The organism is Streptomyces sp. NPDC091377 (genome assembly GCF_044757045.1).
Taxonomy (GTDB): domain Bacteria; phylum Actinomycetota; class Actinomycetes; order Streptomycetales; family Streptomycetaceae; genus Streptomyces.
Genome location: NZ_JBIVUE010000001.1, coordinates 258,648 through 283,042 on the forward strand (window position 1 = coordinate 258,648; position 24,395 = coordinate 283,042).

Below are 24,395 nucleotides of genomic sequence, written 5' to 3' on the forward strand. Positions count from 1 at the left end.
CCCCGGCCGGCCCCAGGACCCCCGTTTCAGACCCCAAGACTTACAACCCTGAGAGGGATTGACGCATAGTGCTCGACGTCAACTTCTTCGACGAGCTCCGGATCGGTCTGGCCACCGCTGACGACATCCGCCAGTGGAGCCACGGCGAGGTCAAGAAGCCGGAGACCATCAACTACCGCACGCTCAAGCCCGAGAAGGACGGACTCTTCTGCGAGAAGATCTTCGGTCCGACCCGGGACTGGGAGTGCTACTGCGGCAAGTACAAGCGCGTCCGCTTCAAGGGCATCATCTGTGAGCGCTGCGGTGTCGAGGTCACCCGCGCCAAGGTGCGCCGTGAGCGGATGGGCCACATCGAGCTGGCCGCTCCCGTCACCCACATCTGGTACTTCAAGGGCGTTCCGTCGCGGCTGGGCTACCTGCTCGACCTCGCCCCGAAGGACCTGGAGAAGGTCATCTACTTCGCCGCGTACATGATCACGTACGTCGACGAGGAGCGCCGGACGCGCGATCTGCCCTCGCTGGAGGCCCACGTCTCCGTCGAGCGCCAGCAGATCGAGCAGCGCCGGGACGCCGACCTGGAGACCCGCGCCAAGAAGCTTGAGACCGACCTGGCCGAGCTGGAGGCCGAGGGCGCCAAGGCCGACGTACGCCGTAAGGTGCGCGAGGGTGCCGAGCGGGAGATGAAGCAGCTGCGCGACCGCGCGCAGCGTGAGATCGACCGTCTGGACGAGGTCTGGTCCCGCTTCAAGAACCTCAAGGTCCAGGACCTGGAGGGCGACGAGCTGCTCTACCGCGAGCTGCGTGACCGCTTCGGCACGTACTTCGACGGTTCGATGGGTGCCGCGGCGCTGCAGAAGCGTCTGGAGTCCTTCGACCTGGACGAGGAGGCCGAGCGCCTCCGGGAGATCATCCGGACCGGCAAGGGCCAGAAGAAGACCCGCGCCCTGAAGCGGCTCAAGGTCGTCTCCGCGTTCCTGCAGACCTCCAACAGCCCCAAGGGCATGGTCCTGGACTGCGTCCCGGTCATCCCGCCGGACCTGCGTCCGATGGTGCAGCTGGACGGTGGCCGCTTCGCGACCTCCGACCTGAACGACCTGTACCGCCGGGTCATCAACCGCAACAACCGCCTGAAGCGGCTTCTCGACCTCGGTGCCCCCGAGATCATCGTCAACAACGAGAAGCGCATGCTCCAGGAGGCCGTCGACGCGCTCTTCGACAACGGCCGTCGTGGCCGCCCGGTGACGGGCCCCGGCAACCGTCCGCTGAAGTCGCTGTCCGACATGCTCAAGGGCAAGCAGGGCCGCTTCCGCCAGAACCTGCTCGGCAAGCGGGTGGACTACTCCGCGCGTTCCGTGATCGTCGTCGGTCCGCAGCTCAAGCTGCACCAATGCGGTCTGCCGAAGGCGATGGCGCTGGAGCTGTTCAAGCCGTTCGTGATGAAGCGCCTGGTCGACCTGAACCACGCGCAGAACATCAAGAGCGCCAAGCGCATGGTCGAGCGCGGTCGCACGGTCGTGTACGACGTCCTGGAAGAGGTCATCGCTGAGCACCCGGTGCTGCTGAACCGCGCGCCCACCCTGCACCGCCTCGGCATCCAGGCGTTCGAGCCCCAGCTGGTCGAGGGCAAGGCCATCCAGATCCACCCGCTCGTCTGCACCGCGTTCAACGCGGACTTCGACGGTGACCAGATGGCCGTCCACCTGCCGCTCTCCGCGGAGGCGCAGGCCGAGGCCCGCATCCTGATGCTGTCCTCGAACAACATCCTCAAGCCCGCCGACGGCCGTCCGGTGACGATGCCGACCCAGGACATGGTCCTCGGTCTGTACTTCCTCACCACCGACGGCGAGGGCCGGGACGTCAAGGGCACCGACCGCCCGTTCTCGTCGAGCGCCGAGGCGATCATGGCGTTCGACTCCGGCTCGCTGTCGCTGCAGGCGCCGGTCGACATCCGGTTCCCGGTGGGCACCATCCCGCCGCGGGGCTGGGAGCCGCCGGTGCGCGAGGAGGGCGAGCCCGAGTGGCAGCAGGGTGACAGCTTCACCCTGAAGACCACGCTGGGCCGCGCGCTCTTCAACGAGCTGCTGCCCGAGGACTACCCGTTCGTCGACTACGAGGTCGGCAAGAAGCAGCTCTCCCAGATCGTCAACGACCTGGCCGAGCGCTACCCGAAGGTCATCGTGGCGGCGACGCTCGACAACCTGAAGGCGGCCGGCTTCTACTGGGCCACCCGCTCCGGTGTCACCGTCGCCATCTCGGACGTCGTCGTCCCCGAGGCGAAGAAGGACATCGTCGCCGGGTACGAGCTCCAGGACGAGAAGGTCCAGAAGCAGTACGAGCGCGGTCTGATCACCAAGGACGAGCGCACGCAGGAGCTCATCACCATCTGGAACAAGGCGACCAACGAGGTCGCCGAGGCGATGAACGCCAACTTCCCGAGGACCAACCCGATCTTCATGATGGTCCACTCGGGTGCCCGCGGAAACATGATGCAGATGCGTCAGATCGCGGGTATGCGTGGCCTGGTGTCGAACGCCAAGAACGAGACGATCCCGCGTCCGATCAAGGCGTCCTTCCGTGAGGGCCTGTCCGTGCTGGAGTACTTCATCTCCACCCACGGTGCCCGTAAGGGTCTGGCCGACACCGCGCTGCGTACCGCCGACTCGGGTTACCTGACCCGTCGTCTCGTGGACGTCTCGCAGGACGTGATCATCCGTGAGGAGGACTGCGGCACCGACCGCGGTCTGCGGCTGGAGATCGCCGACCGCCAGGCCGACGGTTCGCTGCTCAAGGCGGGCAACGTCGAGACGTCCGTGTACGCGCGCTGCCTCGCCGAGGACATCGTCGTGGACGGCAAGGTGCTGGCCCCGGCCGGTACCGACCTGGGCGATGTGCTGATCGACGAGCTGATCCTGCACGGCGTGGGCGAGGTCAAGACCCGCTCGGTCCTGACCTGCGAGTCCGCCGTCGGCACCTGCGCCATGTGCTACGGCCGCTCGCTGGCCACCGGCAAGCTGGTCGACATCGGTGAGGCGGTCGGCATCATCGCCGCCCAGTCCATCGGTGAGCCCGGCACCCAGCTGACGATGCGTACCTTCCACACCGGTGGTGTGGCCGGTGACGACATCACCCAGGGTCTGCCGCGTGTCGTCGAGCTGTTCGAGGCCCGTACGCCGAAGGGTGTCGCCCCGATCTCCGAGGCCGCCGGCCGCGTGCGGATCGAGGAGACCGAGAAGACCAAGAAGCTGGTCATCACCCCGGACGACGGCTCGGACGAAACCGCCTTCCCGATCTCGAAGCGCGCGCGCGTCGAGGTCTCCGAGGGCGAGCACGTCGAGGTGGGCCAGAAGCTCACCGCGGGTGCCACCAACCCGCACGACGTGCTGCGCATCCTGGGTCAGCGGGCCGTCCAGGTCCACCTGGTCGGCGAGGTCCAGAAGGTCTACAACTCGCAGGGTGTGTCGATCCACGACAAGCACATCGAGATCATCATCCGGCAGATGCTGCGCCGGGTGACGATCATCGAGTCCGGCGACGCCGAGCTGCTGCCCGGTGAGCTGGTCGAGCGCTCGAAGTTCGAGACCGAGAACCGTCGTGTGGTCCAGGAAGGCGGCCACCCGGCCTCCGGCCGTCCGCAGCTGATGGGTATCACCAAGGCGTCGCTGGCGACCGAGTCGTGGCTGTCGGCGGCGTCCTTCCAGGAGACGACCAGGGTTCTGACGGACGCGGCGATCAACGCCAAGTCCGACTCCCTGATCGGCCTCAAGGAGAACGTCATCATCGGTAAGCTCATCCCGGCCGGTACGGGTCTGTCCCGCTACCGCAACATCCGGGTCGAGCCGACCGAGGAGGCCAAGGCCGCGATGTACTCGGCCGTCGGCTACGACGACATCGACTACTCGCCGTTCGGCACGGGCTCCGGCCAGGCCGTTCCGCTGGAGGACTACGACTACGGTCCGTACAACCAGTAAGCGGGTCGCTTGAGTTGAGGGGCGGTCACCTTCGGGTGGCCGCCCTTCGGCGTGTCCCGGGGCGGTCGGGCCCTTCTCCTCCGTACGTCCGTTTTGTGTCGCGGTGCGGGAACCGCTGCCGTACGGGACGCGTTGAAGGATGATGGAGGCATTCGTCTCCGGATGGCGTCGGGGGCGTCCGTCTCCGGCCGGGGGAGGTGTTCCGTGTCGTCTCCGACACCGTGGCAGGGACAGCCATGGCAGGGGCAGGGTGTGCCGTCGATGCTGGCGTCGCACGCGGACCGCGAGCGGGCCGTGGATGTGCTCAGAGCCGGTTTCAGCGAGGGGCGGCTCCAGCAGGAGGAGCTGGAGAAGCGGGTCGCGCGGGCGTACGCGGCGCGTACGGTGGGCGAGCTGGGTCTGCTGGTCGCCGATCTGCCGCAGGGGCCCATGCCGATGCAGCCGATGCCGATGCCCGTCATGCAGCCGATGATGATGCAGCAGGTGCCGCGGACGTTCCTGCCCGCTCCGGTGCCGCCGACCAACGGCAAGGCCGTGGGCTCCATGGTGCTCGGGGTGCTGACCACCATGACGTTCGGGGTCACCGGCATCCCCGCGGTGGTGCTGGGGCACTCGGCCCGTGCCGAGATGCGGCGCACGGGCGAGAGCGGGGAGGGCTTCGCCGTCACCGGGCTGGTGCTGGGGTGGCTCTCGGTGGCGGGCTGGGCGGTGTTCCTGACCGTGCTCCTCGTGGCGGCGATCGCCTCGGGCTGAGGTGATACGAAGATCACTCACGATGCATGGGCTTGACACCCACCGTACGGTCATGCGGGCGAACCCAGCTTGTTTTGACCGCAGCGAATGAGATAGGTACGCTCAGACCTTGTGCCTGGGGTGTGCCCTGGCTCTTGTGCGTGCCTTCAACCGCATGGCGAGCCGTGAGCGGCCACCGTAATCTGCGCCCTTTCCGCCTTACGGCGGGAGTCTGCGGGATTCGACACACCCGACCGCGTGGGTCGGCGATGTTCCAGGTTAGCTGTACCTTTCGGCACACAGAAACCGGAGAAGTAGTGCCTACGATCCAGCAGCTGGTCCGCAAGGGCCGGCAGGACAAGGTCGAGAAGAACAAGACGCCCGCACTGGACGGTTCGCCCCAGCGCCGCGGCGTCTGCACGCGTGTGTTCACGACCACCCCGAAGAAGCCGAACTCGGCCCTGCGTAAGGTCGCGCGTGTGCGTCTGACCAGCGGGATCGAGGTCACCGCTTACATTCCGGGTGAGGGACACAACCTGCAGGAGCACTCCATCGTGCTCGTGCGTGGTGGCCGTGTGAAGGACCTGCCGGGTGTTCGCTACAAGATCATCCGAGGTTCGCTCGACACCCAGGGTGTCAAGAACCGCAAGCAGGCCCGCAGCCGCTACGGCGCCAAGAAGGAGAAGTAAGAATGCCTCGTAAGGGCCCCGCCCCGAAGCGCCCGGTCATCATCGACCCGGTCTACGGCTCCCCTCTGGTGACCTCCCTGATCAACAAGGTGCTGCTGAACGGCAAGCGCTCCACCGCCGAGCGCATCGTCTACGGCGCCATGGAAGGGCTGCGCGACAAGACCGGCAACGACCCGGTCATCACGCTCAAGCGCGCCCTCGAAAACATCAAGCCGACGCTTGAGGTCAAGTCCCGCCGTGTCGGTGGCGCCACCTACCAGGTGCCGGTCGAGGTCAAGCCCGGCCGTGCCAGCACCCTGGCGCTGCGCTGGCTGGTCGGTTACTCCCGCGCCCGTCGCGAGAAGACCATGACCGAGCGTCTGCTCAACGAGCTCCTCGACGCCTCCAACGGCCTGGGTGCCGCTGTGAAGAAGCGTGAGGACACGCACAAGATGGCCGAGTCCAACAAGGCCTTCGCGCACTACCGCTGGTAGTCGCAGTCCACATCGAGACCGAGAGAAGACTGAAGCCTTATGGCTACCACTTCGCTTGACCTGGCCAGGGTGCGCAACATCGGCATCATGGCCCACATCGACGCGGGCAAGACGACCACCACCGAGCGGATCCTGTTCTACACCGGCGTTTCCTACAAGATCGGTGAGGTCCACGACGGCGCTGCCACCATGGACTGGATGGAGCAGGAGCAGGAGCGTGGCATCACGATCACCTCTGCTGCCACCACCTGTCACTGGCCGCTGGAAGACGTCGACCACACCATCAACATCATCGACACCCCCGGGCACGTCGACTTCACCGTCGAGGTGGAGCGGTCCCTGCGGGTGCTCGACGGTGCCGTGACGGTGTTCGACGGCGTCGCCGGCGTTGAGCCGCAGTCCGAGACGGTGTGGCGTCAGGCGGACCGCTACGGCGTTCCGCGTATCTGCTTCGTCAACAAGCTCGACCGTACCGGTGCCGAGTTCCACCGCTGCGTCGACATGATCACCGACCGTCTGGGTGCTCAGCCGCTGGTCATGCAGCTGCCGATCGGCGCCGAGGCGGACTTCAAGGGTGTCGTCGACCTGGTGACGATGAAGGCCTTCGTGTGGTCCGCAGAGGCCACCAAGGGCGAGATGTACGACATTGTCGACATCCCGGACACTCACGCCGAGGCGGCCGAGGAGTGGCGCGGCAAGCTGCTCGAAGCCGTTGCGGAGAACGACGAAGAGCTGATGGAGCTGTACCTGGAGGGCCAGGAGCCCACCGTGGAGCAGCTGTACGCGGCGATCCGCCGCATCACCATCGCCTCCGGCAAGGGCGACGGCACCACCGTCACCCCGGTGTTCTGTGGTACCGCTTTCAAGAACAAGGGTGTGCAGCCCCTGCTCGACGCGGTCGTGCGCTTCCTGCCGTCCCCCCTGGACGTCGAGGCCATCGAGGGCCACGACGTCAAGGACCCGGAGAAGGTCATCCAGCGTCGCCCGTCCGACGAGGAGCCGCTGGCCGCGCTGGCGTTCAAGATCATGAGCGACCCGCACCTCGGCAAGCTCACCTTCGTCCGGGTGTACTCCGGCCGCCTGGAGTCCGGCACCGCGGTGCTGAACTCCGTCAAGGGCCGCAAGGAGCGCATCGGCAAGATCTACCGGATGCACGCCAACAAGCGTGAGGAGATCGACTCGGTGGGCGCCGGCGACATCGTCGCCGTCATGGGTCTGAAGCAGACCACCACCGGTGAGACGCTCTCCGACGACAAGAACCCGGTCATCCTGGAGTCCATGGACTTCCCGGCGCCGGTCATCCAGGTCGCCATCGAGCCCAAGTCGAAGGGCGACCAGGAGAAGCTCGGCGTCGCGATCCAGCGCCTGGCCGAGGAGGACCCGTCCTTCCAGGTCCACTCGGACGAGGAGACCGGCCAGACCATCATCGGCGGCATGGGCGAACTGCACCTTGAGGTGCTGGTCGACCGGATGCGCCGTGAGTTCAAGGTCGAGGCCAACGTCGGCAAGCCGCAGGTCGCGTACCGCGAGACCATCCGCAAGTCGGTCGAGAAGGTCGAGTTCACCCACAAGAAGCAGACGGGTGGCACCGGCCAGTTCGCTCGCGTGATCATCGCGATCGAGCCGATCGAGGGCGGCGACACGTCGTACGAGTTCCTGAACAAGGTCACCGGTGGCCGTATCCCGAAGGAGTACATCCCTTCGGTCGACGCCGGTGCCCAGGAGGCCATGCAGTTCGGCATCCTCGCCGGTTACGAGATGACCGGCGTCCGTGTCACGCTGCTCGACGGCGCCTACCACGAGGTCGACTCCTCGGAGCTGGCCTTCAAGATCGCCGGTTCGCAGGCGTTCAAGGAGGCCGCCCGCAGGGCCGCCCCCGTGCTGCTGGAGCCGATGATGGCCGTCGAGGTCACCACGCCCGAGGACTACATGGGCGATGTCATCGGTGACATCAACTCCCGCCGTGGCCAGATCCAGGCCATGGAGGAGCGGGCCGGTGCCCGCGTCGTCAAGGGCCTCGTGCCCCTGTCGGAGATGTTCGGCTACGTCGGCGACCTCCGCAGCAAGACGTCGGGTCGCGCGAGCTACTCGATGCAGTTCGACTCCTACGCCGAGGTTCCGCGGAACGTCGCCGAGGAGATCATCGCGAAGGCCAAGGGCGAGTAACGCACTCCGTGCACACGCCGTAGGCTTGACTCCGGAGCCTCAAGGGGCATTCCACCGTGAACGCGGACGGAATGCCCCCGGGATCCGGGCCATTTCAGCAAAGATCACCTGGCGCCGATGAAGTAAGGCGTACAGAACCACTCCACAGGAGGACCCCAGTGGCGAAGGCGAAGTTCGAGCGGACTAAGCCGCACGTCAACATCGGCACCATCGGTCACATCGACCACGGTAAGACGACCCTCACGGCCGCCATTACCAAGGTGCTGCACGACGCGTACCCGGACCTGAACGAGGCCACCCCGTTCGACAACATCGACAAGGCGCCCGAGGAGCGTCAGCGCGGTATCACCATCTCCATCGCGCACGTCGAGTACCAGACCGAGGCGCGTCACTACGCCCACGTCGACTGCCCGGGTCACGCGGACTACATCAAGAACATGATCACCGGTGCCGCGCAGATGGACGGCGCGATCCTGGTGGTCGCCGCCACCGACGGCCCGATGCCGCAGACCAAGGAGCACGTGCTCCTGGCCCGCCAGGTCGGCGTCCCCTACATCGTCGTCGCCCTGAACAAGGCCGACATGGTGGACGACGAGGAGATCCTGGAGCTCGTCGAGCTCGAGGTCCGTGAGCTCCTCACCGAGTACGAGTTCCCGGGCGACGACCTGCCGGTCGTCAAGGTCTCCGCCCTGAAGGCCCTTGAGGGCGAGCAGGAGTGGGTGGACTCCGTCCTCGGCCTGATGAAGGCTGTCGACGAGTCGATCCCGCAGCCGGAGCGTGACATCGACAAGCCGTTCCTCATGCCCGTCGAGGACGTCTTCACGATCACCGGTCGCGGTACGGTCGTCACCGGCCGTATCGAGCGTGGTGTCCTGAAGGTCAACGAGACCGTCGACATCATCGGCATCCACACCGAGAAGACCACCACCACGGTCACCGGTATCGAGATGTTCCGCAAGCTGCTCGACGAGGGTCAGGCCGGTGAGAACGTCGGTCTGCTGCTTCGTGGTGTCAAGCGCGAGGACGTCGAGCGCGGCCAGGTCATCATCAAGCCGGGTTCGGTCACCCCGCACACCGAGTTCGAGGCCACGGCCTACATCCTGTCGAAGGACGAGGGTGGCCGTCACACCCCGTTCTTCAACAACTACCGCCCGCAGTTCTACTTCCGTACCACGGACGTGACCGGCGTCGTGCACCTCCCCGAGGGCACCGAGATGGTCATGCCGGGCGACAACACCGACATGCGCGTTGAGCTGATCCAGCCCATCGCCATGGAGGAGGGCCTGAAGTTCGCCATCCGTGAGGGTGGCCGGACCGTCGGCGCCGGCCAGGTCACCAAGATCCTCAAGTAGGTTCACCCCACTTGAGGGTCTGCTGACCCGGTAGCTCCACCGCGAGCCCTGAAGGGGCCTGTACGACTTCGGTCGTACAGGCCCCTTCTTCGTGCGGTCGTGGGGTCGTGGGGCCCCACGGGCCCGTGGGGCCTCAGACGGGCATGTCGGCCCACGGACGGGCGGTTGGGGGCCCCGGGGACGGGCGTGGCCGTGGGGGCCCGGGGACGGGCGCGCTGTCCCGGGAAGGCGGCTCCAGGCGCTCGGCGAGCCTCCGAGGCGGGCGAGGCGGCCCGGACGGGCGGGACGGGCGAGGCGGGCGAGTGCCGGGACGCTCTGAAGCGGGGGCTGGATTCCGCGGTCCGGTGGGTGCGGCCCTCTGGCACCCGTGTTTGACCTCGGTCACTCCCGGGGTATTCTCTCCGGCTCGATTGGCGTCCCGCCTGGCCCATATGGCAGACTGTCGGAGTTGCTCGGTCGAGTGTTGATGCTGCGCGCCTCCCGCCGGGAGGACCGGAAGCGAGTCCCACAGTACTCGTCAACCCCACGTGGGTTGGACGTACGGGAATCTTCCGGGAAGTGTGAGCGCGGCACCGACCAGGCACCCGGTGGGCCGTTCGGTCCCCGGCTCGCGGTTCCGTTGGGCCGTGTGCAATCCCGCAGGGATGTTCGGAGTAGGGACATCTGTGTCAGCGGGAACGCGACACGCCCGACCGCGTGGGTCGGAGACACAGTGGTTGGAACGCCGGGTTCCAGAGCGTGAGAAGAGACAGGACTACTGAGTAGCCATGGCGGGACAGAAGATCCGCATTCGGCTCAAGGCCTACGACCACGAGGTCATCGACTCCTCGGCGAAGAAGATCGTCGAGACGGTGACCCGAACTGGTGCGTCGGTCGCGGGCCCGGTGCCGCTGCCCACTGAGAAGAACGTGTACTGCGTCATCAAGTCGCCGCACAAGTACAAGGACTCGCGCGAGCACTTCGAGATGCGCACGCACAAGCGCCTGATCGACATCCTCGACCCGACGCCCAAGACCGTTGACTCCCTGATGCGACTCGACCTCCCGGCCGGTGTCGACATCGAGATCAAGCTCTGAGGCCGGTGATCTGAGAGATGGCTAAGCAGATCAAGGGCATCCTGGGCGAGAAGCTCGGCATGACGCAGGTGTGGGACGAGAACAACCGTGTTGTTCCCGTCACCGTCGTCAAGGCCGGGCCCAATGTCGTCACCCAGGTACGCACCAACGACGTCGACGGCTACGAGTCCGTCCAGCTCGCCTTCGGCGAGATCGACCCGCGCAAGGTGAACAAGCCCCTCAAGGGCCACTTCGCCAAGGCCGACGTCACCCCCCGTCGTCACCTCGTCGAGATCCGGACCGCTGACGCCGCCGAGTACCTTCTCGGCCAGGAAGTCACCGCCGAGGTCTTCGAGGCCGGCACCAAGGTCGACGTCACCGGCAAGAGCAAGGGCAAGGGCTTCGCCGGTGTCATGAAGCGCCACAACTTCCGTGGCCTCGGCGCCGGACACGGCACCCAGCGCAAGCACCGCTCTCCCGGTTCCATCGGTGGCTGCGCCACCCCGGGCCGTGTGTTCAAGGGCCTCCGCATGGCGGGTCGCATGGGCAACGAGCGGGTCACCACCCAGAACCTGACCGTCCACGCCGTTGACGCGGAGAAGGGTCTGCTGCTCATCAAGGGCGCGGTTCCCGGTCCGAACGGCGGCCTCGTCCTGGTCCGCACCGCGGCCAAGGGGGCCTGAGGTAACCGATGAGCACTGTTGACATCCTTTCGCCTGCCGGCGAGAAGACCGGTAGCGTCGAACTCCCCGCGGAGATCTTCGGCGTGGAGAAGGTCAGCATCCCGCTGATCCACCAGGTCGTCGTCGCGCAGAACGCGGCTGCCCGCCAGGGCACCCACAAGACCAAGACCCGCGGCGAAGTCCGTGGCGGTGGCCGCAAGCCGTACCGCCAGAAGGGCACCGGCCGCGCCCGTCAGGGCTCGACCCGCGCGCCGCAGTTCGCCGGTGGTGGCGTCGTGCACGGTCCCGTGCCGCGCGACTACTCGCAGCGCACCCCGAAGAAGATGAAGGCCGCCGCCCTGCGGCACGCCCTCACCGACCGGGCGCGCGCCGAGCGTATCCACGTCGTCACCGGCGTGATCGAGGGCGAGACCCCCTCCACCAAGGCCGCGAAGAGCCTGTTCGGCAAGATCTCGGAGCGCAAGAACCTGCTCCTGGTCGTCGAGCGCGCCGACGAGGCCGCGTGGCTGTCCGCCCGCAACCTGCCCCAGGTCCACATCCTGGAGCCGGGCCAGCTGAACACGTACGACGTGATCGTCTCGGACGACGTGGTCTTCACCCAGGCCGCTTTCGAGTCCTTCGTCGCCGGCCCGAACAAGGCCAACGACACCGAAGGGAGCGAGGTCTGATGGCCACGCGCCACCCCTCCATCGCCTCGAAGGCAGCCAAGGCAGCCAAGGCCGCTCGCGTCGCCAAGGCGCGCCGCCACGCCGCCGAGGGCAAGAACACCGTCGAGACGCCGCTGAGCAAGTCGTACACGGACCCCCGTGACGTGCTGCTCAAGCCGGTCGTCTCCGAGAAGAGCTACGCGCTCCTCGACGAGAACAAGTACACGTTCATCGTCGACCCGCGCTCCAACAAGACCCAGATCAAGCAGGCCGTCGAGGCGGTCTTCGAGGTCAAGGTCACCGGGGTCAACACGATCAACCGCGTCGGCAAGCGCAAGCGGACCCGTACCGGTTTCGGCCAGCGTGCCGCCACCAAGCGCGCGATCGTGACCCTTGCCGAGGGCGACCGTATCGACATCTTCGGCGGTCCGACCTCCTGAGGGAGGTCCGGAACGTCCAGATTTCGGAAATCTTCCGAGGACTGAGAGACAATGGGAATCCGCAAGTACAAGCCGACGACTCCTGGCCGTCGTGGCGCCAGCGTCGCCGACTTCGTCGAGGTCACGCGGTCCACGCCGGAGAAGTCGCTGGTTCGCCCCCTGCACAGCAAGGGTGGCCGTAACAACTCCGGTCGTGTGACCGTTCGCCACCAGGGTGGCGGACACAAGCGCGCCTTCCGTGTGATCGACTTCCGTCGGCACGACAAGGACGGCGTGCCGGCGAAGGTCGCGCACATCGAGTACGACCCCAACCGCACCGCGCGCATCGCGCTGCTGCACTACGCCGACGGCGAGAAGCGCTACATCCTCGCGCCGCGCGGCCTCGGGCAGGGCGACCGCGTCGAGAACGGCCCGGGCGCCGACATCAAGCCGGGCAACAACCTGGCCCTGCGCAACATCCCGGTCGGTACCACGATCCACGCGATCGAGCTCCGTCCCGGTGGCGGTGCCAAGTTCGCCCGCTCCGCCGGTACCTCCGTGCAGCTGCTCGCGAAGGAGGGCTCGATGGCCCACCTGCGCATGCCGTCCGGAGAGATCCGCCTGGTCGACGTGCGCTGCCGCGCCACCGTCGGCGAGGTCGGCAACGCCGAGCAGTCGAACATCAACTGGGGCAAGGCGGGCCGCAAGCGGTGGCTGGGCGTTCGCCCGACCGTCCGCGGTGTCGTCATGAACCCGGTCGACCACCCGCACGGTGGTGGTGAGGGCCGGACCTCCGGTGGCCGCCACCCCGTGTCCCCGTGGGGCAAGAAGGAAGGCCGTACTCGCTCGCCCAAGAAGGCGTCGAGCAAGTACATCGTCCGCCGCCGCAAGACGAACAAGAAGCGCTAAGGACGGGTTGAGATGCCTCGTAGCTTGAAGAAGGGACCCTTCGTCGACGACCACCTGATCAAGAAGGTGGACGCCCAGAACGAAGCCGGTACCAAAAACGTCATCAAGACCTGGTCCCGTCGCTCCATGATCGTGCCGGCCATGCTCGGCCACACGCTCGCGGTGCACAACGGCAAGACCCACATTCCGGTGTTCGTCACCGAGTCGATGGTCGGCCACAAGCTCGGCGAGTTCTCGCCGACCCGCACCTTCCGGGGCCACGTCAAGGACGACCGGAAGTCGAAGCGCCGCTAGGCGGGGTGCAAACGACCATGACAAACACCGAAGGGACAACCATGGAAGCCAGGGCCCAGGCGCGGTACATCCGCGTCACGCCCATGAAGGCCCGCCGTGTGGTGGACCTCATCCGTGGCATGGATGCCACGGAGGCTCAGGCGGTCCTGCGTTTCGCCCCGCAGGCCGCGAGCGTGCCGGTCGGCAAGGTGCTGGACAGCGCCATCGCCAACGCCGCGCACAACTACGACCACACCGACGCCGACAGCCTCTTCATCTCCGAGGCGTACGTCGACGAGGGCCCGACCCTGAAGCGGTTCCGGCCGCGCGCCCAGGGTCGCGCCTACCGGATCCGCAAGCGGACCAGCCACATCACCGTGGTCGTCAGCAGCAAGGAAGGAACCCGGTAATGGGCCAGAAGGTAAACCCGCACGGGTTCCGGCTCGGTATCACGACCGACTTCAAGTCGCGTTGGTACGCCGACAAGCTGTACAAGGACTACGTCAAGGAAGACGTCGCCATCCGCCGGATGCTGACGTCCGGCATGGAGCGCGCCGGTATCTCCAAGGTGGAGATCGAGCGCACCCGTGACCGCGTCCGGGTCGACATCCACACCGCGCGTCCGGGCATCGTCATCGGCCGCCGCGGCGCCGAGGCCGACAAGATCCGCGGTCAGCTGGAGAAGCTGACGGGCAAGCAGGTCCAGCTGAACATCCTCGAGGTCAAGAACCCCGAGACCGATGCGCAGCTCGTGGCCCAGGCCGTCGCCGAGCAGCTGTCCTCCCGTGTCTCCTTCCGCCGTGCCATGCGCAAGAGCATGCAGTCGGCGATGAAGGCGGGCGCCAAGGGCATCAAGATCCAGTGCGGTGGCCGTCTCGGCGGCGCCGAGATGTCCCGCTCGGAGTTCTACCGCGAGGGCCGGGTGCCCCTGCACACGCTCCGCGCGAACGTGGACTACGGCTTCTTCGAGGCCAAGACGACCTTCGGCCGTATCGGTGTGAAGGTCTGGATCTACAAGGGCGACGTCAAGAACATCGCCGAGGTCCGCGCCGAGAACGCCGCCGCCCGTGCGGGCAACCGCCCGGCGCGTGGCGGTGCCGACCGCCCGGCCCGTGGTGGCCGCGGTGGCGAGCGGCGCGGTCGTAAGCCGCAGCAGGCTGCCGGTGCCGAGGCCCCCAAGGCCGAGGCCCCCGCCGCTCCGGCTGAGAGCACCGGAACGGAGGCCTGACCGACATGCTGATCCCCCGTAGGGTCAAGCACCGCAAGCAGCACCACCCGAAGCGCCGTGGTCAGGCCAAGGGCGGTACGACGGTCGCGTTCGGCGAGTACGGCATCCAGGCCCTCACGCCGGCGTATGTGACCAACCGCCAGATCGAGGCGGCCCGTATCGCCATGACCCGCCACATCAAGCGTGGTGGCAAGGTCTGGATCAACATCTACCCGGACCGTCCGCTCACGAAGAAGCCGGCCGAGACCCGCATGGGTTCCGGTAAGGGTTCTCCGGAGTGGTGGGTCGCGAACGTGCACCCGGGTCGGGTCATGTTCGAGCTGTCCTACCCCAACGAGAAGATCGCCCGTGAGGCGCTGACCCGCGCGGCCCACAAGCTGCCGATGAAGTGCCGGATCGTCAAGCGCGAGGCAGGTGAAGCGTGATGTCGGTCGGCACCAAGGCGTCCGAGCTGCGCGAGCTGGGCAACGAGGAGCTTCTCGCGAAGCTCCGCGAGGCCAAGGAAGAGCTGTTCAACCTCCGCTTCCAGGCGGCGACGGGTCAGCTTGAGAACCATGGCCGTCTGAAGGCGGTCCGCAAGGACATCGCGCGGATCTACACCCTGATGCGCGAGCGTGAGCTGGGCATCGAAACGGTGGAGAACGCCTGATGAGCGAGAACAATGTGACTGAGAACGCAGCGGCGCGCGGCTTCCGCAAGACCCGTGAGGGTCTCGTCGTCAGCGACAAGATGGACAAGACCGTCGTCGTCGCCGTCGAGGACCGCGTCAAGCACGCGCTGTACGGCAAGGTCATCCGCCGTACGAACAAGCTCAAGGCGCACGACGAGGCCAACGCCGCGGGCATCGGCGACCGGGTCCTCCTCATGGAGACCCGTCCGCTGTCGGCGACCAAGCGCTGGCGCGTCGTCGAGATCCTCGAGAAGGCCAAGTAATCCCTCCTAGGGGGACCCCCTAGGCATCGTTCCGCCAGGCTCGGCAGGGGCCGCACCCCGTACGGGAACGTACGGGAAGCCCCTGCCGGGAACCGGCAGACAACCAGGAGATAGACGTGATCCAGCAGGAGTCGCGGCTGCGTGTCGCCGACAACACGGGCGCGAAGGAGATCCTTTGCATCCGTGTGCTCGGTGGCTCCGGTCGCCGCTACGCGGGCATCGGTGACGTCATCGTCGCCACCGTCAAGGACGCGATCCCCGGTGGCAACGTGAAGAAGGGTGACGTCATCAAGGCGGTCATCGTTCGCACCGTCAAGGAGCGTCGCCGTCCGGACGGCTCGTACATCCGCTTCGACGAGAACGCCGCTGTCATTCTCAAGAACGACGGCGACCCTCGTGGCACCCGTATCTTCGGCCCGGTCGGCCGTGAGCTGCGCGAGAAGAAGTTCATGAAGATCATCTCGCTCGCGCCGGAGGTGCTGTAAGCATGAAGATCAAGAAGGGCGACCTGGTCCAGGTCATCACCGGCAAGGACAAGGGCAAGCAGGGCAAGGTCATTGCCGCTTACCCGCGTGACGAGCGCGTCCTGGTCGAGGGTGTCAACCGGGTCAAGAAGCACACCAAGGCCGGTCCCACCGCTCGTGGGTCGCAGGCCGGTGGCATCGTGACGACCGAGGCCCCGATCCACGTGTCCAACGTTCAGCTGGTCGTGGAGAAGGACGGCAACAAGGTCGTCACGCGAGTCGGTTACCGCTTCGACGACGAGGGCAACAAGATCCGCGTTGCCAAGCGGACGGGTGAGGACATCTGATGGCTACCACCACCACTCCGCGTCTCAAGACGAAGTACCGCGAGGAGATCGCGGGCAAGCTGCGTGACGAGTTCAGCTACGAGAACGTCATGCAGGTTCCCGGCCTCGTCAAGATCGTGGTCAACATGGGTGTCGGCGACGCCGCCCGTGACTCGAAGCTGATCGAGGGCGCGATCCGCGACCTGACCACCATCACCGGTCAGAAGCCGGCCGTCACCAAGGCCCGCAAGTCCATCGCGCAGTTCAAGCTGCGTGAGGGACAGCCGATCGGTGCCCACGTCACGCTCCGTGGCGACCGCATGTGGGAGTTCCTGGACCGCACCCTGTCGCTCGCGCTGCCGCGCATCCGCGACTTCCGTGGTCTGTCCCCCAAGCAGTTCGACGGCCGTGGCAACTACACCTTCGGTCTCACGGAGCAGGTCATGTTCCACGAGATCGACCAGGACAAGATCGACCGTGTCCGGGGTATGGACATCACCGTGGTCACCACGGCGACCAACGACGCTGAGGGCCGTGCGCTCCTTCGTCACCTCGGCTTCCCGTTCAAGGAGGCGTGAGCGAGATGGCGAAGAAGGCTCTGATCGCAAAGGCTGCTCGCAAGCCCAAGTTCGGCGTGCGTGCGTACACCCGCTGCCAGCGCTGCGGTCGTCCGCACTCCGTGTACCGCAAGTTCGGCCTGTGCCGCGTGTGCCTTCGTGAGATGGCTCACCGTGGCGAGCTGCCGGGCGTGACCAAGAGCTCCTGGTAGTCCCTGCTTTTCTGGGACACCTGGACCTCTCGGTAAGCAACCGGGACGGCGGAGGCCCCTCCTTCGATGGCTTAGGCTAGGAGGGTTGGGCCTCTGCCGCCCTGAACGACTTACTACGCCGTAGGTCCCCGCGCCGCACCCGTCCCGTCTCCAAAGTACGGGGAGAGGGATGGCGCATATAGGAAACCCCGGCGAGAAAGGCCACAGGCCACTTCATGACCATGACTGATCCGATCGCAGACATGCTGACGCGTCTGCGGAACGCGAACTCGGCATACCACGACTCCGTGACGATGCCGGCGTCGAAGATCAAGTCTCACATCGCGGAGATCCTCCAGCAGGAGGGCTTCATCACGGGCTGGAAGGTCGAGGACGCCGAGGTCGGCAAGAACCTCGTCCTGGAGCTGAAGTTCGGCCCCAACCGTGAGCGCTCCATCGCGGGCATCAAGCGGATCTCCAAGCCCGGTCTCCGGGTGTATGCGAAGTCCACCAACCTGCCGAAGGTGCTGGGCGGCCTCGGCGTGGCGATCATCTCCACGTCGCACGGGCTCCTCACCGACAAGCAGGCCGGCAAGAAGGGCGTGGGCGGGGAAGTCCTCGCCTACGTCTGGTAACGGAAGGGAACGGAGGAAACAGCTATGTCGCGTATTGGCAAGCTCCCCATCACGGTTCCCGCCGGCGTGGACGTCACCATCGACGGCCGTACGGTCAAGGTCAAGGGGCCCAAGGGCGAACTGACCCACACCGTTGCCGCGCCGATCGACGTCGCCAAGGGCGAGGACGGCACCCTCGTGGTGTCACGCCCCAACGACGAGCGTCAGAGCAAGGCCCTGCACGGCCTGTCCCGCACGCTGGTGGCGAACATGATCACCGGCGTGACCCAGGGTTACGTGAAGAAGCTCGAAATCAGCGGTGTCGGTTACCGCGTGGCCGCCAAGGGCTCGAACCTGGAGTTCGCGCTCGGTTACAGCCACCCGATCCTGGTCGAGGCCCCCGAGGGCATCTCCTTCAAGGTCGAGGCTCCGACCCGTTTCTCGGTCGAGGGCATCGACAAGCAGAAGGTCGGCGAGGTCGCGGCCAACATCCGCAAGCTGCGCAAGCCCGACCCGTACAAGGCCAAGGGCGTCAAGTACGAGGGCGAAGTCATCCGCCGCAAGGTCGGAAAGGCGGGTAAGTAAGCCATGGCATACGGGCAGAAGATCCTCAAGGGCGACGCCTACAAGCGCGCCGCGATCAAGCGCCGTCACATCCGGATCCGCAAGCGGATCAACGGTACGGCGGAGCGCCCCCGTCTGGTCGTGACCCGTTCCAACCGCCACATCGTGGCGCAGGTGATCGACGACCTGAAGGGCCACACCCTGGCATCGGCGTCCACGCTGGACAGCTCGATCCGCGGTGCGGAGGGCGACAAGTCCACCCACGCCAAGCAGGTCGGCGCCCTCGTCGCCGAGCGGGCCAAGGCCGCCGGTGTGGAGGCCGTCGTGTTCGACCGTGGTGGTAACCAGTACGCCGGGCGCATCGCCGCCCTGGCGGACGCCGCCCGCGAGGCCGGGCTCAAGTTCTGAGCCGCTTGTAGCTAGCGGAAAGAGAGAGGTAATCCAATGGCTGGACCCCAGCGCCGCGGAAGCGGTGCCGGTGGCGGCGAGCGGCGGGACCGGAAGGGCCGTGACGGCGGCGCTGCTGCCGCCGAGAAGACCGCGTACGTTGAGCGCGTTGTCGCGATCAACCGCGTCGCCAAGGTTGTGAAGGGTGGTCGTCGCTTCAGCTTCACCGCGCTGGTCGTGGTGGGTGACGGTGACGGCACCGTGGGTGTCGGTTACGGCAAGGCCAAGGAGGTGCCGGCCGCCATCGCCAAGGGTGTGGAGGAGGCCAAGAAGCACTTCTTCAAGGTCCCCCGTATCCAGGGCACCATCCCGCACCCCATCCAGGGTGAGAAGGCTGCCGGCGTCGTACTGCTCAAGCCCGCGTCCCCCGGTACCGGCGTGATCGCCGGTGGTCCGGTGCGCGCCGTGCTGGAGTGCGCCGGTATCCACGACGTGCTGTCGAAGTCGCTCGGCTCCGACAACGCGATCAACATCGTGCACGCCACCGTGGCGGCCCTCAAGGGCCTGCAGCGTCCGGAGGAGATCGCGGCCCGCCGTGGTCTGCCGCTGGAGGACGTCGCCCCCGCGGCTCTGCTGCGCGCACGTGCCGGGGCGGGTGTGTGATCATGGCGCAGCTCAAGATCACGCAGGTCAAGTCCTACATCGGCAGCAAGCAGAACCACCGTGACACCCTGCGTTCCCTTGGTCTCAAGGGGATCAACACGCAGGTCGTCAAGGAGGACCGCCCCGAGTTCCGCGGCATGGTGCACACCGTCCGCCACCTCGTGTCGGTCGAGGAGGTCGACTGATCATGGCGGAGCACAACCCGCTGAAGATCCACAACCTCCGTCCCGCCCCGGGCGCCAAGACCGCCAAGACCCGTGTGGGTCGTGGTGAGGCGTCGAAGGGTAAGACGGCCGGTCGTGGTACGAAGGGCACCAAGGCCCGCTACCAGGTTCCGGAGCGCTTCGAGGGTGGCCAGATGCCCCTCCACATGCGTCTCCCGAAGCTGAAGGGCTTCAAGAACCCGTTCAAGACCGAGTACCAGGTCGTGAACCTCGACAAGCTCGCCGCGCTCTACCCCGAGGGTGGCGAGGTGACCGTCGAGGGTCTGGTGGCCAAGGGTGCCGTTCGCAAGAACAGCCTCGTCAAGGTCCTCGGCCAGGGCGAGATCTCCGTGGCGCTCCAGGTGACGGTCGACGCCGTCTCCGGGTCCGCCAAGGAGAAGATCGCCGCCGCCGGCGGCACCGTCACCGAGCTCGTCTGAACACCTCAGGCGTCTTGATGACTTGAGCGATCCCGACCGGGGATACCCCACATATGGGGTATCCCCGGTTGGTCGTTCCTTGGGTGGCGGTGTCGCCGGTAAGGTGGCCTACGCTGCCCACTTTCGCGGGGTGCCGCCCTCCCCGGGGGGCACCCTGAGCGGCGGTTGGCCGTTCATAAGTCGTTGTCGTATTGGACTCTCAAGACCGTCACCCTTGACGCAGACGCGCGGGGGTCGCAGGAGGCACCGTGCTCACCGCGTTCGCCCGGGCGTTCAAGACGCCCGACCTGCGCAAGAAGCTGCTCTTCACGCTCGGCATCATCGTGATCTACCGGATCGGTACGCACATTCCGATCCCGGGTGTCGACTATCGCAACGTGCAGACCTGTCTCGACCAGGCCAGCGCCAATCAGGGTCTGTTCGGTCTGGTGAACATGTTCAGCGGCGGCGCGCTGCTGCAGATCACGATCTTCGCGCTCGGCATCATGCCGTACATCACGGCGAGCATCATCCTCCAGCTGCTGACGGTGGTGATCCCCCGGTTGGAGGCCCTCAAGAAGGAGGGTCAGGCCGGTACGGCGAAGATCACGCAGTACACCCGCTATCTGACCGTCGCCCTCGCCGTGCTCCAGGGCACCGGCCTGGTCGCCACCGCCCGCTCCGGCGCGCTCTTCAGCGGCTGCAACGTCGCCAGCGAGATCGTTCCGGACCAGTCCATCTTCGTGACCATCACCATGGTCATCACCATGACCGCCGGCACGGCCGTCGTCATGTGGCTCGGTGAGCTGGTGACCGACCGCGGCATCGGCAACGGCATGTCGATCCTGATGTTCATCTCGATCGCCGCCACCTTCCCGTCCGCCCTGTGGGCCATCAAGCAGCAGGGCTCGCTGGCCGACGGCTGGATCGAGTTCGGCACGGTCATCCTCGTCGGCCTCTTCATGGTCGGCCTGGTGGTCTTCGTCGAGCAGGCCCAGCGCCGCATCCCGGTGCAGTACGCGAAGCGCATGATCGGCCGCCGCTCCTACGGCGGGACCTCGACGTACATCCCCCTCAAGGTGAACCAGGCGGGTGTCATCCCCGTCATCTTCGCCTCGTCGCTGCTCTACATCCCGGCCCTGATCGCGCAGTTCTCCAGCGGCACCTCCGGCTGGAAGAGCTGGATCGAGGCGCACCTCGTCAAGGGTGACCATCCGTACTACATCGCCACTTACTTCCTGTTGATCGTGTTCTTCGCCTTCTTCTACGTGGCCATCACGTTCAACCCCGAAGAAGTTGCCGACAACATGAAGAAGTATGGTGGTTTCATCCCGGGCATCCGGGCTGGCCGACCGACCGCTGAGTATCTGAGTTACGTACTCAACCGGATCACCTGGCCGGGCTCGCTGTATTTGGGTCTGATCGCTCTCGTGCCGACAATGGCGTTGGCCGGTTTCGGGGCAAACCAGAACTTCCCGTTCGGCGGGACCAGCATCCTGATCATCGTGGGTGTCGGTCTTGAGACGGTGAAGCAGATCGAGAGCCAGCTCCAGCAGCGCAATTACGAAGGGTTCCTCCGCTGATGCGAATCGTCCTCGTCGGGCCGCCGGGCGCTGGTAAAGGTACGCAGGCGACCCGTCTTGCCGAGACGTTGCGAGTGCCGCACATCTCCACCGGTGACCTGTTCCGCGCCAACATCAGCAAGCAGACCGAGCTGGGTAAACTCGCGAAGTCCTACATGGACGCCGGCAATCTCGTTCCGGACGAGGTGACCATCGCGATGGCCAAGGACCGTATGGAGCAGCCGGACGCCGAGAACGGCTTCCTGCTCGACGGATTCCCGCGCAATGTCTCGCAGGCGGAGGCGCTGGACGAGCTGCTCACCACCGAGGGCATCACGCTGGACGCCGTGCTCGACCTGGAGGCGCCGGAGGACGAGGTCGTCAAGCGGATCGCCGGCCGGCGCATCTGCCGCAACGACTCGGCGCATGTGTTCCACGAGACGTACAACAAGCCCGCCGTCGAGGGTGTCTGCGACATCTGCGGCGGTGAGCTGTACCAGCGCGACGACGACTCCGAGGACACCGTCCGCAAGCGGCTGGAGGTCTACCACACCCAGACCGAGCCGATCATCGACTACTACAAGACCCAGGGTCTGGTGGTGACGATCTCGGCGATGGGCGCGGTGGAGGAGATCACCGCCCGTGCGCTGGAGGCGCTGAAGCGCGAGAGCGCCCCCCAGTAGTTCTTCCCGTCTGTACGGCGGCATGGGCCGCGGTTCCCTGGTGAAGGGGGCCGCGGCCGATGTGTGCGGTGGCCACGGCTCCGTACGTACGATGGACGCAGTCTTTCCCTCGCAGTCCTTCTCTCGCAGCCCTTCCCCCGCAGTCTTTCCCTCGCAGTCCTTCCCCCGCAGTCCTTCTCTCCCGGTCAAGAAAGGCCGTCGTTTTCATGGTGCAGATCAAGAACGCCGAGCAGATCGCCAAGATGCGTGAAGCCGGGCTGGTCGTCGCCGCCATCCACGCGGCCACCCGGGAGGCGGCGGTGCCGGGCGCGACCACCCGGGATCTGGACCAGGTGGCGCGCAAGGTGCTGGCCGAGCACAACGCGACCTCGAACTTCCTCGGGTACGGCGGTTTCCCCGCCACCATCTGCACCTCCGCGAACGAGGTCGTGGTCCATGGCATCCCGTCCGACGAGGTCGTGCTCAAGGACGGGGACATCATCTCCGTCGACGCCGGTGCCGTCGTGGACGGCTGGCACGGGGACGCGGCCTTCACCGCCTTCGTGGGATCCGGTCACGCTCCGGAGCTGGTCGAGCTGAGCCGGGTGACCGAGGAGTCCATGTGGGCCGGGATCGCCGCCATGAAGCAGGGCGCGCGGCTGGTGGACCTCTCCCGGGCCATCGAGACGTACATCCGCCGCCAGCCCAAGCCCGGCGGCGGGCGGTACGGGATCATCGAGGACTACGGCGGGCACGGCATCGGCACCCAGATGCACATGGACCCGCACCTGCTGAACTATGTGGACCGGCGCCGGGGGAAGGGGCCCAAGCTGGTCACGGGCTTCTGCCTGGCCATCGAGCCCATGGTGTCGCTGGGCACCGCGAGGACCAAGGTGCTGGAGGACGACTGGACGGTCATCACGACCGACGGGACCTGGTCCTCGCACTGGGAGCACTCGGTCGCCCTGACCGAGCAGGGCCCGCTGGTGCTGACCGCCCCCGACGGCGGCCGGGCCAAGCTCGCCGAACACGGGATCACGGCCGCGCCGGATCCGCTCGCATAAGGATCTCCGCATGCGGGCAGACTCCTGCGATTCGTCTTTCCGGGTGTGCTTGACGTAGACTGACTCGTCGGCTCTCGTGCATCCGCATGTCTGCATGCCCGTAGGCGTTGCCCTGCGGCGCATGCGCTGAGTCGATCAAGGTAGTCGATTCGAAGGGCGAAGCGTGGCCAAGAAGCAAGGTGCCATCGAGATCGAGGGCACTGTCGTCGAGTCTCTGCCGAACGCGATGTTCAAGGTCGAGCTCCAGAACGGCCACCAGGTGCTGGCACACATCAGCGGAAAGATGCGTATGCACTACATCCGCATCCTCCCTGACGACCGGGTCGTGGTGGAGCTGTCTCCTTACGACCTGACGCGTGGCCGGATCGTCTACCGATACAAGTAGATCTTGCCCACGTCCCGTGTGCTGTCTCGCACGGGGCCGCCGGCAACTGACCCGGAGAACCTCACATCCCATGAAGGTCAAGCCGAGCGTCAAGAAGATCTGCGACAAGTGCAGGGTGATCCGCCGTCACGGCCGGGTCATGGTCATCTGCGACAACCCGCGCCACAAGCAGCGCCAGGGCTGATCGCCGGATCCATCCCTCTGCCTCGAATCGCAGAGACTTCGCGCGACGCGAGCTGAATATGTTCATACGCAGGACCCGAGCCGATTCGCACCGGCTCGACACCCCCGGTTCGGAGGCCGGGGACCCAGTCCGTACCAAATCTTCGCGTTCCTCGCGATCTTCGCGAGCGAAGAGGCCGGCGGCTGGGATCCGGTTCTGCGGAAGACCTCCGAAGATCACCAGGAGCCATTGAATGGCACGCGTTTCCGGTGTTGACATCCCGCGCGACAAGCGCGTGGAGGTCGCCCTCACCTACGTGTTCGGCATCGGCCGGACCCTCTCCCAGGAGACGCTGGCAGCGACCGGCGTCGACCCCGACACCCGCGTCCGCGAGCTCTCCGAGGAGCAGCTCGTCGCGATCCGCGAGTACGTGGACAACAACATCAAGACCGAGGGTGACCTCCGTCGCGAGATCCAGGCCGACATCCGCCGCAAGGTCGAGATCGGCTGCTACCAGGGTCTGCGTCACCGTCGTGGGCTGCCCGTCCGCGGTCAGCGCACCAGCACCAACGCCCGCACCCGCAAGGGCCCGCGTCGCGCCATCGCCGGCAAGAAGAAGCCGGGCAAGAAGTAGTCCGCAGCGG

At 66.4% G+C, this 24,395-nt stretch carries 33 protein-coding genes; all 33 read left to right on the top strand.

Features of this window, described 5'->3' with window-relative positions; all coding sequences use genetic code 11:
- Window positions 1-68: 68 nt before the first annotated feature.
- Window positions 69-3,968: a DNA-directed RNA polymerase subunit beta' gene (locus ACIQNG_RS01255; RefSeq protein ID WP_401436673.1), complete on the top strand. Its 3,900-nt coding sequence runs from the start codon at window positions 69-71 to the stop codon at window positions 3,966-3,968.
- A 204-nt stretch (window positions 3,969-4,172) separates the two neighbouring features.
- The gene (locus ACIQNG_RS01260; RefSeq protein WP_401482110.1) at window positions 4,173-4,721 is read left to right on the top strand and encodes a DUF1707 and DUF4190 domain-containing protein; all 549 of its coding nucleotides are present in this window, start codon (window positions 4,173-4,175) and stop codon (window positions 4,719-4,721) included.
- Between the two features lie 296 nt (window positions 4,722-5,017).
- Entirely contained in the window at window positions 5,018-5,389 is a 372-nt protein-coding gene (rpsL, locus tag ACIQNG_RS01265; RefSeq protein ID WP_007823146.1) for a 30S ribosomal protein S12, read from the top strand.
- 2 nt (window positions 5,390-5,391) lie between these two features.
- Window positions 5,392-5,862 carry a 30S ribosomal protein S7 gene (rpsG, locus tag ACIQNG_RS01270; protein WP_362749462.1) on the top strand — a complete coding sequence of 157 codons (471 nt, stop codon included), beginning with the start codon at window positions 5,392-5,394 and terminating at the stop codon, window positions 5,860-5,862.
- A 39-nt stretch (window positions 5,863-5,901) separates the two neighbouring features.
- A complete protein-coding gene (gene fusA / locus ACIQNG_RS01275; RefSeq protein ID WP_401436680.1) occupies window positions 5,902-8,028 on the top strand; it encodes an elongation factor G in 2,127 nt (708 codons plus the stop codon).
- Window positions 8,029-8,186: 158 nt separating this feature from the next.
- Window positions 8,187-9,380, top strand: a complete 1,194-nt coding sequence (tuf, locus tag ACIQNG_RS01280) for an elongation factor Tu (protein ID WP_401436683.1) — start codon at window positions 8,187-8,189, stop codon at window positions 9,378-9,380.
- Between the two features lie 767 nt (window positions 9,381-10,147).
- Entirely contained in the window at window positions 10,148-10,456 is a 309-nt protein-coding gene (gene rpsJ / locus ACIQNG_RS01285; protein WP_003948644.1) for a 30S ribosomal protein S10, read from the top strand.
- A 17-nt stretch (window positions 10,457-10,473) separates the two neighbouring features.
- Entirely contained in the window at window positions 10,474-11,118 is a 645-nt protein-coding gene (gene rplC, locus ACIQNG_RS01290) for a 50S ribosomal protein L3 (protein WP_401436685.1), read from the top strand.
- An 8-nt stretch (window positions 11,119-11,126) separates the two neighbouring features.
- Window positions 11,127-11,786: a 50S ribosomal protein L4 gene (gene rplD / locus ACIQNG_RS01295; RefSeq protein WP_401436688.1), complete on the top strand. Its 660-nt coding sequence runs from the start codon at window positions 11,127-11,129 to the stop codon at window positions 11,784-11,786.
- Window positions 11,786-12,205, top strand: coding sequence for a 50S ribosomal protein L23 (gene rplW / locus ACIQNG_RS01300; protein ID WP_355741585.1), 420 nt, complete (start codon window positions 11,786-11,788; stop codon window positions 12,203-12,205). Before rplD ends, rplW begins: the two co-directional genes overlap by 1 nt.
- A gap of 51 nt (window positions 12,206-12,256) precedes the next feature.
- On the top strand, window positions 12,257-13,093 hold the full coding sequence (gene rplB, locus ACIQNG_RS01305) for a 50S ribosomal protein L2 (RefSeq protein WP_401436690.1): 837 nt from the start codon (window positions 12,257-12,259) through the stop codon (window positions 13,091-13,093).
- A 12-nt stretch (window positions 13,094-13,105) separates the two neighbouring features.
- Window positions 13,106-13,387 carry a 30S ribosomal protein S19 gene (rpsS, locus tag ACIQNG_RS01310; protein WP_003992359.1) on the top strand — a complete coding sequence of 94 codons (282 nt, stop codon included), beginning with the start codon at window positions 13,106-13,108 and terminating at the stop codon, window positions 13,385-13,387.
- A gap of 41 nt (window positions 13,388-13,428) precedes the next feature.
- Window positions 13,429-13,776 carry a 50S ribosomal protein L22 gene (gene rplV / locus ACIQNG_RS01315; RefSeq protein ID WP_003974262.1) on the top strand — a complete coding sequence of 116 codons (348 nt, stop codon included), beginning with the start codon at window positions 13,429-13,431 and terminating at the stop codon, window positions 13,774-13,776.
- Complete coding sequence (gene rpsC, locus ACIQNG_RS01320) at window positions 13,776-14,594, top strand: 30S ribosomal protein S3 (protein ID WP_401436694.1); 819 nt, start codon at window positions 13,776-13,778, stop codon at window positions 14,592-14,594. The genes rplV and rpsC overlap by 1 nt, the downstream gene beginning before the upstream one ends.
- Window positions 14,595-14,599: 5 nt before the next feature.
- Window positions 14,600-15,019: a 50S ribosomal protein L16 gene (gene rplP / locus ACIQNG_RS01325; RefSeq protein ID WP_190037507.1), complete on the top strand. Its 420-nt coding sequence runs from the start codon at window positions 14,600-14,602 to the stop codon at window positions 15,017-15,019.
- Entirely contained in the window at window positions 15,019-15,243 is a 225-nt protein-coding gene (rpmC, locus tag ACIQNG_RS01330; protein WP_023547377.1) for a 50S ribosomal protein L29, read from the top strand. The genes rplP and rpmC overlap by 1 nt, the downstream gene beginning before the upstream one ends.
- Window positions 15,243-15,527, top strand: coding sequence for a 30S ribosomal protein S17 (gene rpsQ, locus ACIQNG_RS01335; RefSeq protein WP_401436699.1), 285 nt, complete (start codon window positions 15,243-15,245; stop codon window positions 15,525-15,527). The genes rpmC and rpsQ overlap by 1 nt, the downstream gene beginning before the upstream one ends.
- Window positions 15,528-15,643: 116 nt before the next feature.
- Window positions 15,644-16,012 (top strand): 50S ribosomal protein L14, encoded by a 369-nt coding sequence (rplN, locus tag ACIQNG_RS01340; RefSeq protein WP_003992364.1) that lies wholly within the window; start codon window positions 15,644-15,646, stop codon window positions 16,010-16,012.
- A 2-nt stretch (window positions 16,013-16,014) separates the two neighbouring features.
- On the top strand, window positions 16,015-16,338 hold the full coding sequence (gene rplX / locus ACIQNG_RS01345) for a 50S ribosomal protein L24 (RefSeq protein WP_053674523.1): 324 nt from the start codon (window positions 16,015-16,017) through the stop codon (window positions 16,336-16,338).
- Window positions 16,338-16,895 carry a 50S ribosomal protein L5 gene (gene rplE / locus ACIQNG_RS01350; protein ID WP_401436702.1) on the top strand — a complete coding sequence of 186 codons (558 nt, stop codon included), beginning with the start codon at window positions 16,338-16,340 and terminating at the stop codon, window positions 16,893-16,895. Before rplX ends, rplE begins: the two co-directional genes overlap by 1 nt.
- A gap of 5 nt (window positions 16,896-16,900) precedes the next feature.
- The gene (locus ACIQNG_RS01355; RefSeq protein WP_003956452.1) at window positions 16,901-17,086 is read left to right on the top strand and encodes a type Z 30S ribosomal protein S14; all 186 of its coding nucleotides are present in this window, start codon (window positions 16,901-16,903) and stop codon (window positions 17,084-17,086) included.
- Between the two features lie 215 nt (window positions 17,087-17,301).
- Window positions 17,302-17,700 carry a 30S ribosomal protein S8 gene (gene rpsH, locus ACIQNG_RS01360; protein WP_007384075.1) on the top strand — a complete coding sequence of 133 codons (399 nt, stop codon included), beginning with the start codon at window positions 17,302-17,304 and terminating at the stop codon, window positions 17,698-17,700.
- Between the two features lie 24 nt (window positions 17,701-17,724).
- Window positions 17,725-18,264, top strand: a complete 540-nt coding sequence (gene rplF, locus ACIQNG_RS01365) for a 50S ribosomal protein L6 (protein WP_401436704.1) — start codon at window positions 17,725-17,727, stop codon at window positions 18,262-18,264.
- A 3-nt stretch (window positions 18,265-18,267) separates the two neighbouring features.
- Entirely contained in the window at window positions 18,268-18,651 is a 384-nt protein-coding gene (rplR, locus tag ACIQNG_RS01370; RefSeq protein ID WP_401436706.1) for a 50S ribosomal protein L18, read from the top strand.
- A 36-nt stretch (window positions 18,652-18,687) separates the two neighbouring features.
- Window positions 18,688-19,293, top strand: a complete 606-nt coding sequence (rpsE, locus tag ACIQNG_RS01375) for a 30S ribosomal protein S5 (RefSeq protein WP_094054455.1) — start codon at window positions 18,688-18,690, stop codon at window positions 19,291-19,293.
- Window positions 19,294-19,295: 2 nt separating this feature from the next.
- Window positions 19,296-19,478: a 50S ribosomal protein L30 gene (gene rpmD, locus ACIQNG_RS01380; RefSeq protein ID WP_006140898.1), complete on the top strand. Its 183-nt coding sequence runs from the start codon at window positions 19,296-19,298 to the stop codon at window positions 19,476-19,478.
- A gap of 2 nt (window positions 19,479-19,480) precedes the next feature.
- Window positions 19,481-19,936, top strand: a complete 456-nt coding sequence (gene rplO / locus ACIQNG_RS01385) for a 50S ribosomal protein L15 (protein ID WP_401436709.1) — start codon at window positions 19,481-19,483, stop codon at window positions 19,934-19,936.
- Between the two features lie 248 nt (window positions 19,937-20,184).
- Complete coding sequence (gene secY, locus ACIQNG_RS01390) at window positions 20,185-21,498, top strand: preprotein translocase subunit SecY (protein ID WP_401436711.1); 1,314 nt, start codon at window positions 20,185-20,187, stop codon at window positions 21,496-21,498.
- Entirely contained in the window at window positions 21,498-22,160 is a 663-nt protein-coding gene (locus ACIQNG_RS01395; protein WP_401436714.1) for an adenylate kinase, read from the top strand. The genes secY and ACIQNG_RS01395 overlap by 1 nt, the downstream gene beginning before the upstream one ends.
- Before the next feature lie 206 nt (window positions 22,161-22,366).
- A complete protein-coding gene (gene map, locus ACIQNG_RS01400; protein WP_401436716.1) occupies window positions 22,367-23,203 on the top strand; it encodes a type I methionyl aminopeptidase in 837 nt (278 codons plus the stop codon).
- Window positions 23,204-23,366: 163 nt separating this feature from the next.
- Window positions 23,367-23,588, top strand: a complete 222-nt coding sequence (gene infA / locus ACIQNG_RS01405) for a translation initiation factor IF-1 (RefSeq protein WP_003948620.1) — start codon at window positions 23,367-23,369, stop codon at window positions 23,586-23,588.
- A gap of 70 nt (window positions 23,589-23,658) precedes the next feature.
- Entirely contained in the window at window positions 23,659-23,772 is a 114-nt protein-coding gene (gene rpmJ, locus ACIQNG_RS01410; protein ID WP_003974245.1) for a 50S ribosomal protein L36, read from the top strand.
- A gap of 232 nt (window positions 23,773-24,004) precedes the next feature.
- Window positions 24,005-24,385 (top strand): 30S ribosomal protein S13, encoded by a 381-nt coding sequence (gene rpsM, locus ACIQNG_RS01415; RefSeq protein ID WP_401436719.1) that lies wholly within the window; start codon window positions 24,005-24,007, stop codon window positions 24,383-24,385.
- Window positions 24,386-24,395 lie beyond the last annotated feature (10 nt).

What these genes read in the sequence shown, in the direction of transcription:
- rpsG (WP_362749462.1), top strand. Translation starts at nt 5,392, where the DNA reads ATGCCTCGTAAGGGCCCCGCCCCGAAGCGCCCGGTCATCATCGACCCG.
- fusA (WP_401436680.1), top strand. Translation starts at nt 5,902, where the DNA reads ATGGCTACCACTTCGCTTGACCTGGCCAGGGTGCGCAACATCGGCATC.
- rpsJ (WP_003948644.1), top strand. Translation starts at nt 10,148, where the DNA reads ATGGCGGGACAGAAGATCCGCATTCGGCTCAAGGCCTACGACCACGAG.
- rplC (WP_401436685.1), top strand. Translation starts at nt 10,474, where the DNA reads ATGGCTAAGCAGATCAAGGGCATCCTGGGCGAGAAGCTCGGCATGACG.
- rplD (WP_401436688.1), top strand. Translation starts at nt 11,127, where the DNA reads ATGAGCACTGTTGACATCCTTTCGCCTGCCGGCGAGAAGACCGGTAGC.
- rplW (WP_355741585.1), top strand. Translation starts at nt 11,786, where the DNA reads ATGGCCACGCGCCACCCCTCCATCGCCTCGAAGGCAGCCAAGGCAGCC.
- rplB (WP_401436690.1), top strand. Translation starts at nt 12,257, where the DNA reads ATGGGAATCCGCAAGTACAAGCCGACGACTCCTGGCCGTCGTGGCGCC.
- rpsS (WP_003992359.1), top strand. Translation starts at nt 13,106, where the DNA reads ATGCCTCGTAGCTTGAAGAAGGGACCCTTCGTCGACGACCACCTGATC.
- rplV (WP_003974262.1), top strand. Translation starts at nt 13,429, where the DNA reads ATGGAAGCCAGGGCCCAGGCGCGGTACATCCGCGTCACGCCCATGAAG.
- rpsC (WP_401436694.1), top strand. Translation starts at nt 13,776, where the DNA reads ATGGGCCAGAAGGTAAACCCGCACGGGTTCCGGCTCGGTATCACGACC.
- rplP (WP_190037507.1), top strand. Translation starts at nt 14,600, where the DNA reads ATGCTGATCCCCCGTAGGGTCAAGCACCGCAAGCAGCACCACCCGAAG.
- rpmC (WP_023547377.1), top strand. Translation starts at nt 15,019, where the DNA reads ATGTCGGTCGGCACCAAGGCGTCCGAGCTGCGCGAGCTGGGCAACGAG.
- rpsQ (WP_401436699.1), top strand. Translation starts at nt 15,243, where the DNA reads ATGAGCGAGAACAATGTGACTGAGAACGCAGCGGCGCGCGGCTTCCGC.
- rplX (WP_053674523.1), top strand. Translation starts at nt 16,015, where the DNA reads ATGAAGATCAAGAAGGGCGACCTGGTCCAGGTCATCACCGGCAAGGAC.
- rplE (WP_401436702.1), top strand. Translation starts at nt 16,338, where the DNA reads ATGGCTACCACCACCACTCCGCGTCTCAAGACGAAGTACCGCGAGGAG.
- ACIQNG_RS01355 (WP_003956452.1), top strand. Translation starts at nt 16,901, where the DNA reads ATGGCGAAGAAGGCTCTGATCGCAAAGGCTGCTCGCAAGCCCAAGTTC.
- rpsH (WP_007384075.1), top strand. Translation starts at nt 17,302, where the DNA reads ATGACCATGACTGATCCGATCGCAGACATGCTGACGCGTCTGCGGAAC.
- rplF (WP_401436704.1), top strand. Translation starts at nt 17,725, where the DNA reads ATGTCGCGTATTGGCAAGCTCCCCATCACGGTTCCCGCCGGCGTGGAC.
- rplR (WP_401436706.1), top strand. Translation starts at nt 18,268, where the DNA reads ATGGCATACGGGCAGAAGATCCTCAAGGGCGACGCCTACAAGCGCGCC.
- rpsE (WP_094054455.1), top strand. Translation starts at nt 18,688, where the DNA reads ATGGCTGGACCCCAGCGCCGCGGAAGCGGTGCCGGTGGCGGCGAGCGG.
- rpmD (WP_006140898.1), top strand. Translation starts at nt 19,296, where the DNA reads ATGGCGCAGCTCAAGATCACGCAGGTCAAGTCCTACATCGGCAGCAAG.
- rplO (WP_401436709.1), top strand. Translation starts at nt 19,481, where the DNA reads ATGGCGGAGCACAACCCGCTGAAGATCCACAACCTCCGTCCCGCCCCG.
- ACIQNG_RS01395 (WP_401436714.1), top strand. Translation starts at nt 21,498, where the DNA reads ATGCGAATCGTCCTCGTCGGGCCGCCGGGCGCTGGTAAAGGTACGCAG.
- map (WP_401436716.1), top strand. Translation starts at nt 22,367, where the DNA reads ATGGTGCAGATCAAGAACGCCGAGCAGATCGCCAAGATGCGTGAAGCC.
- rpmJ (WP_003974245.1), top strand. Translation starts at nt 23,659, where the DNA reads ATGAAGGTCAAGCCGAGCGTCAAGAAGATCTGCGACAAGTGCAGGGTG.
- rpsM (WP_401436719.1), top strand. Translation starts at nt 24,005, where the DNA reads ATGGCACGCGTTTCCGGTGTTGACATCCCGCGCGACAAGCGCGTGGAG.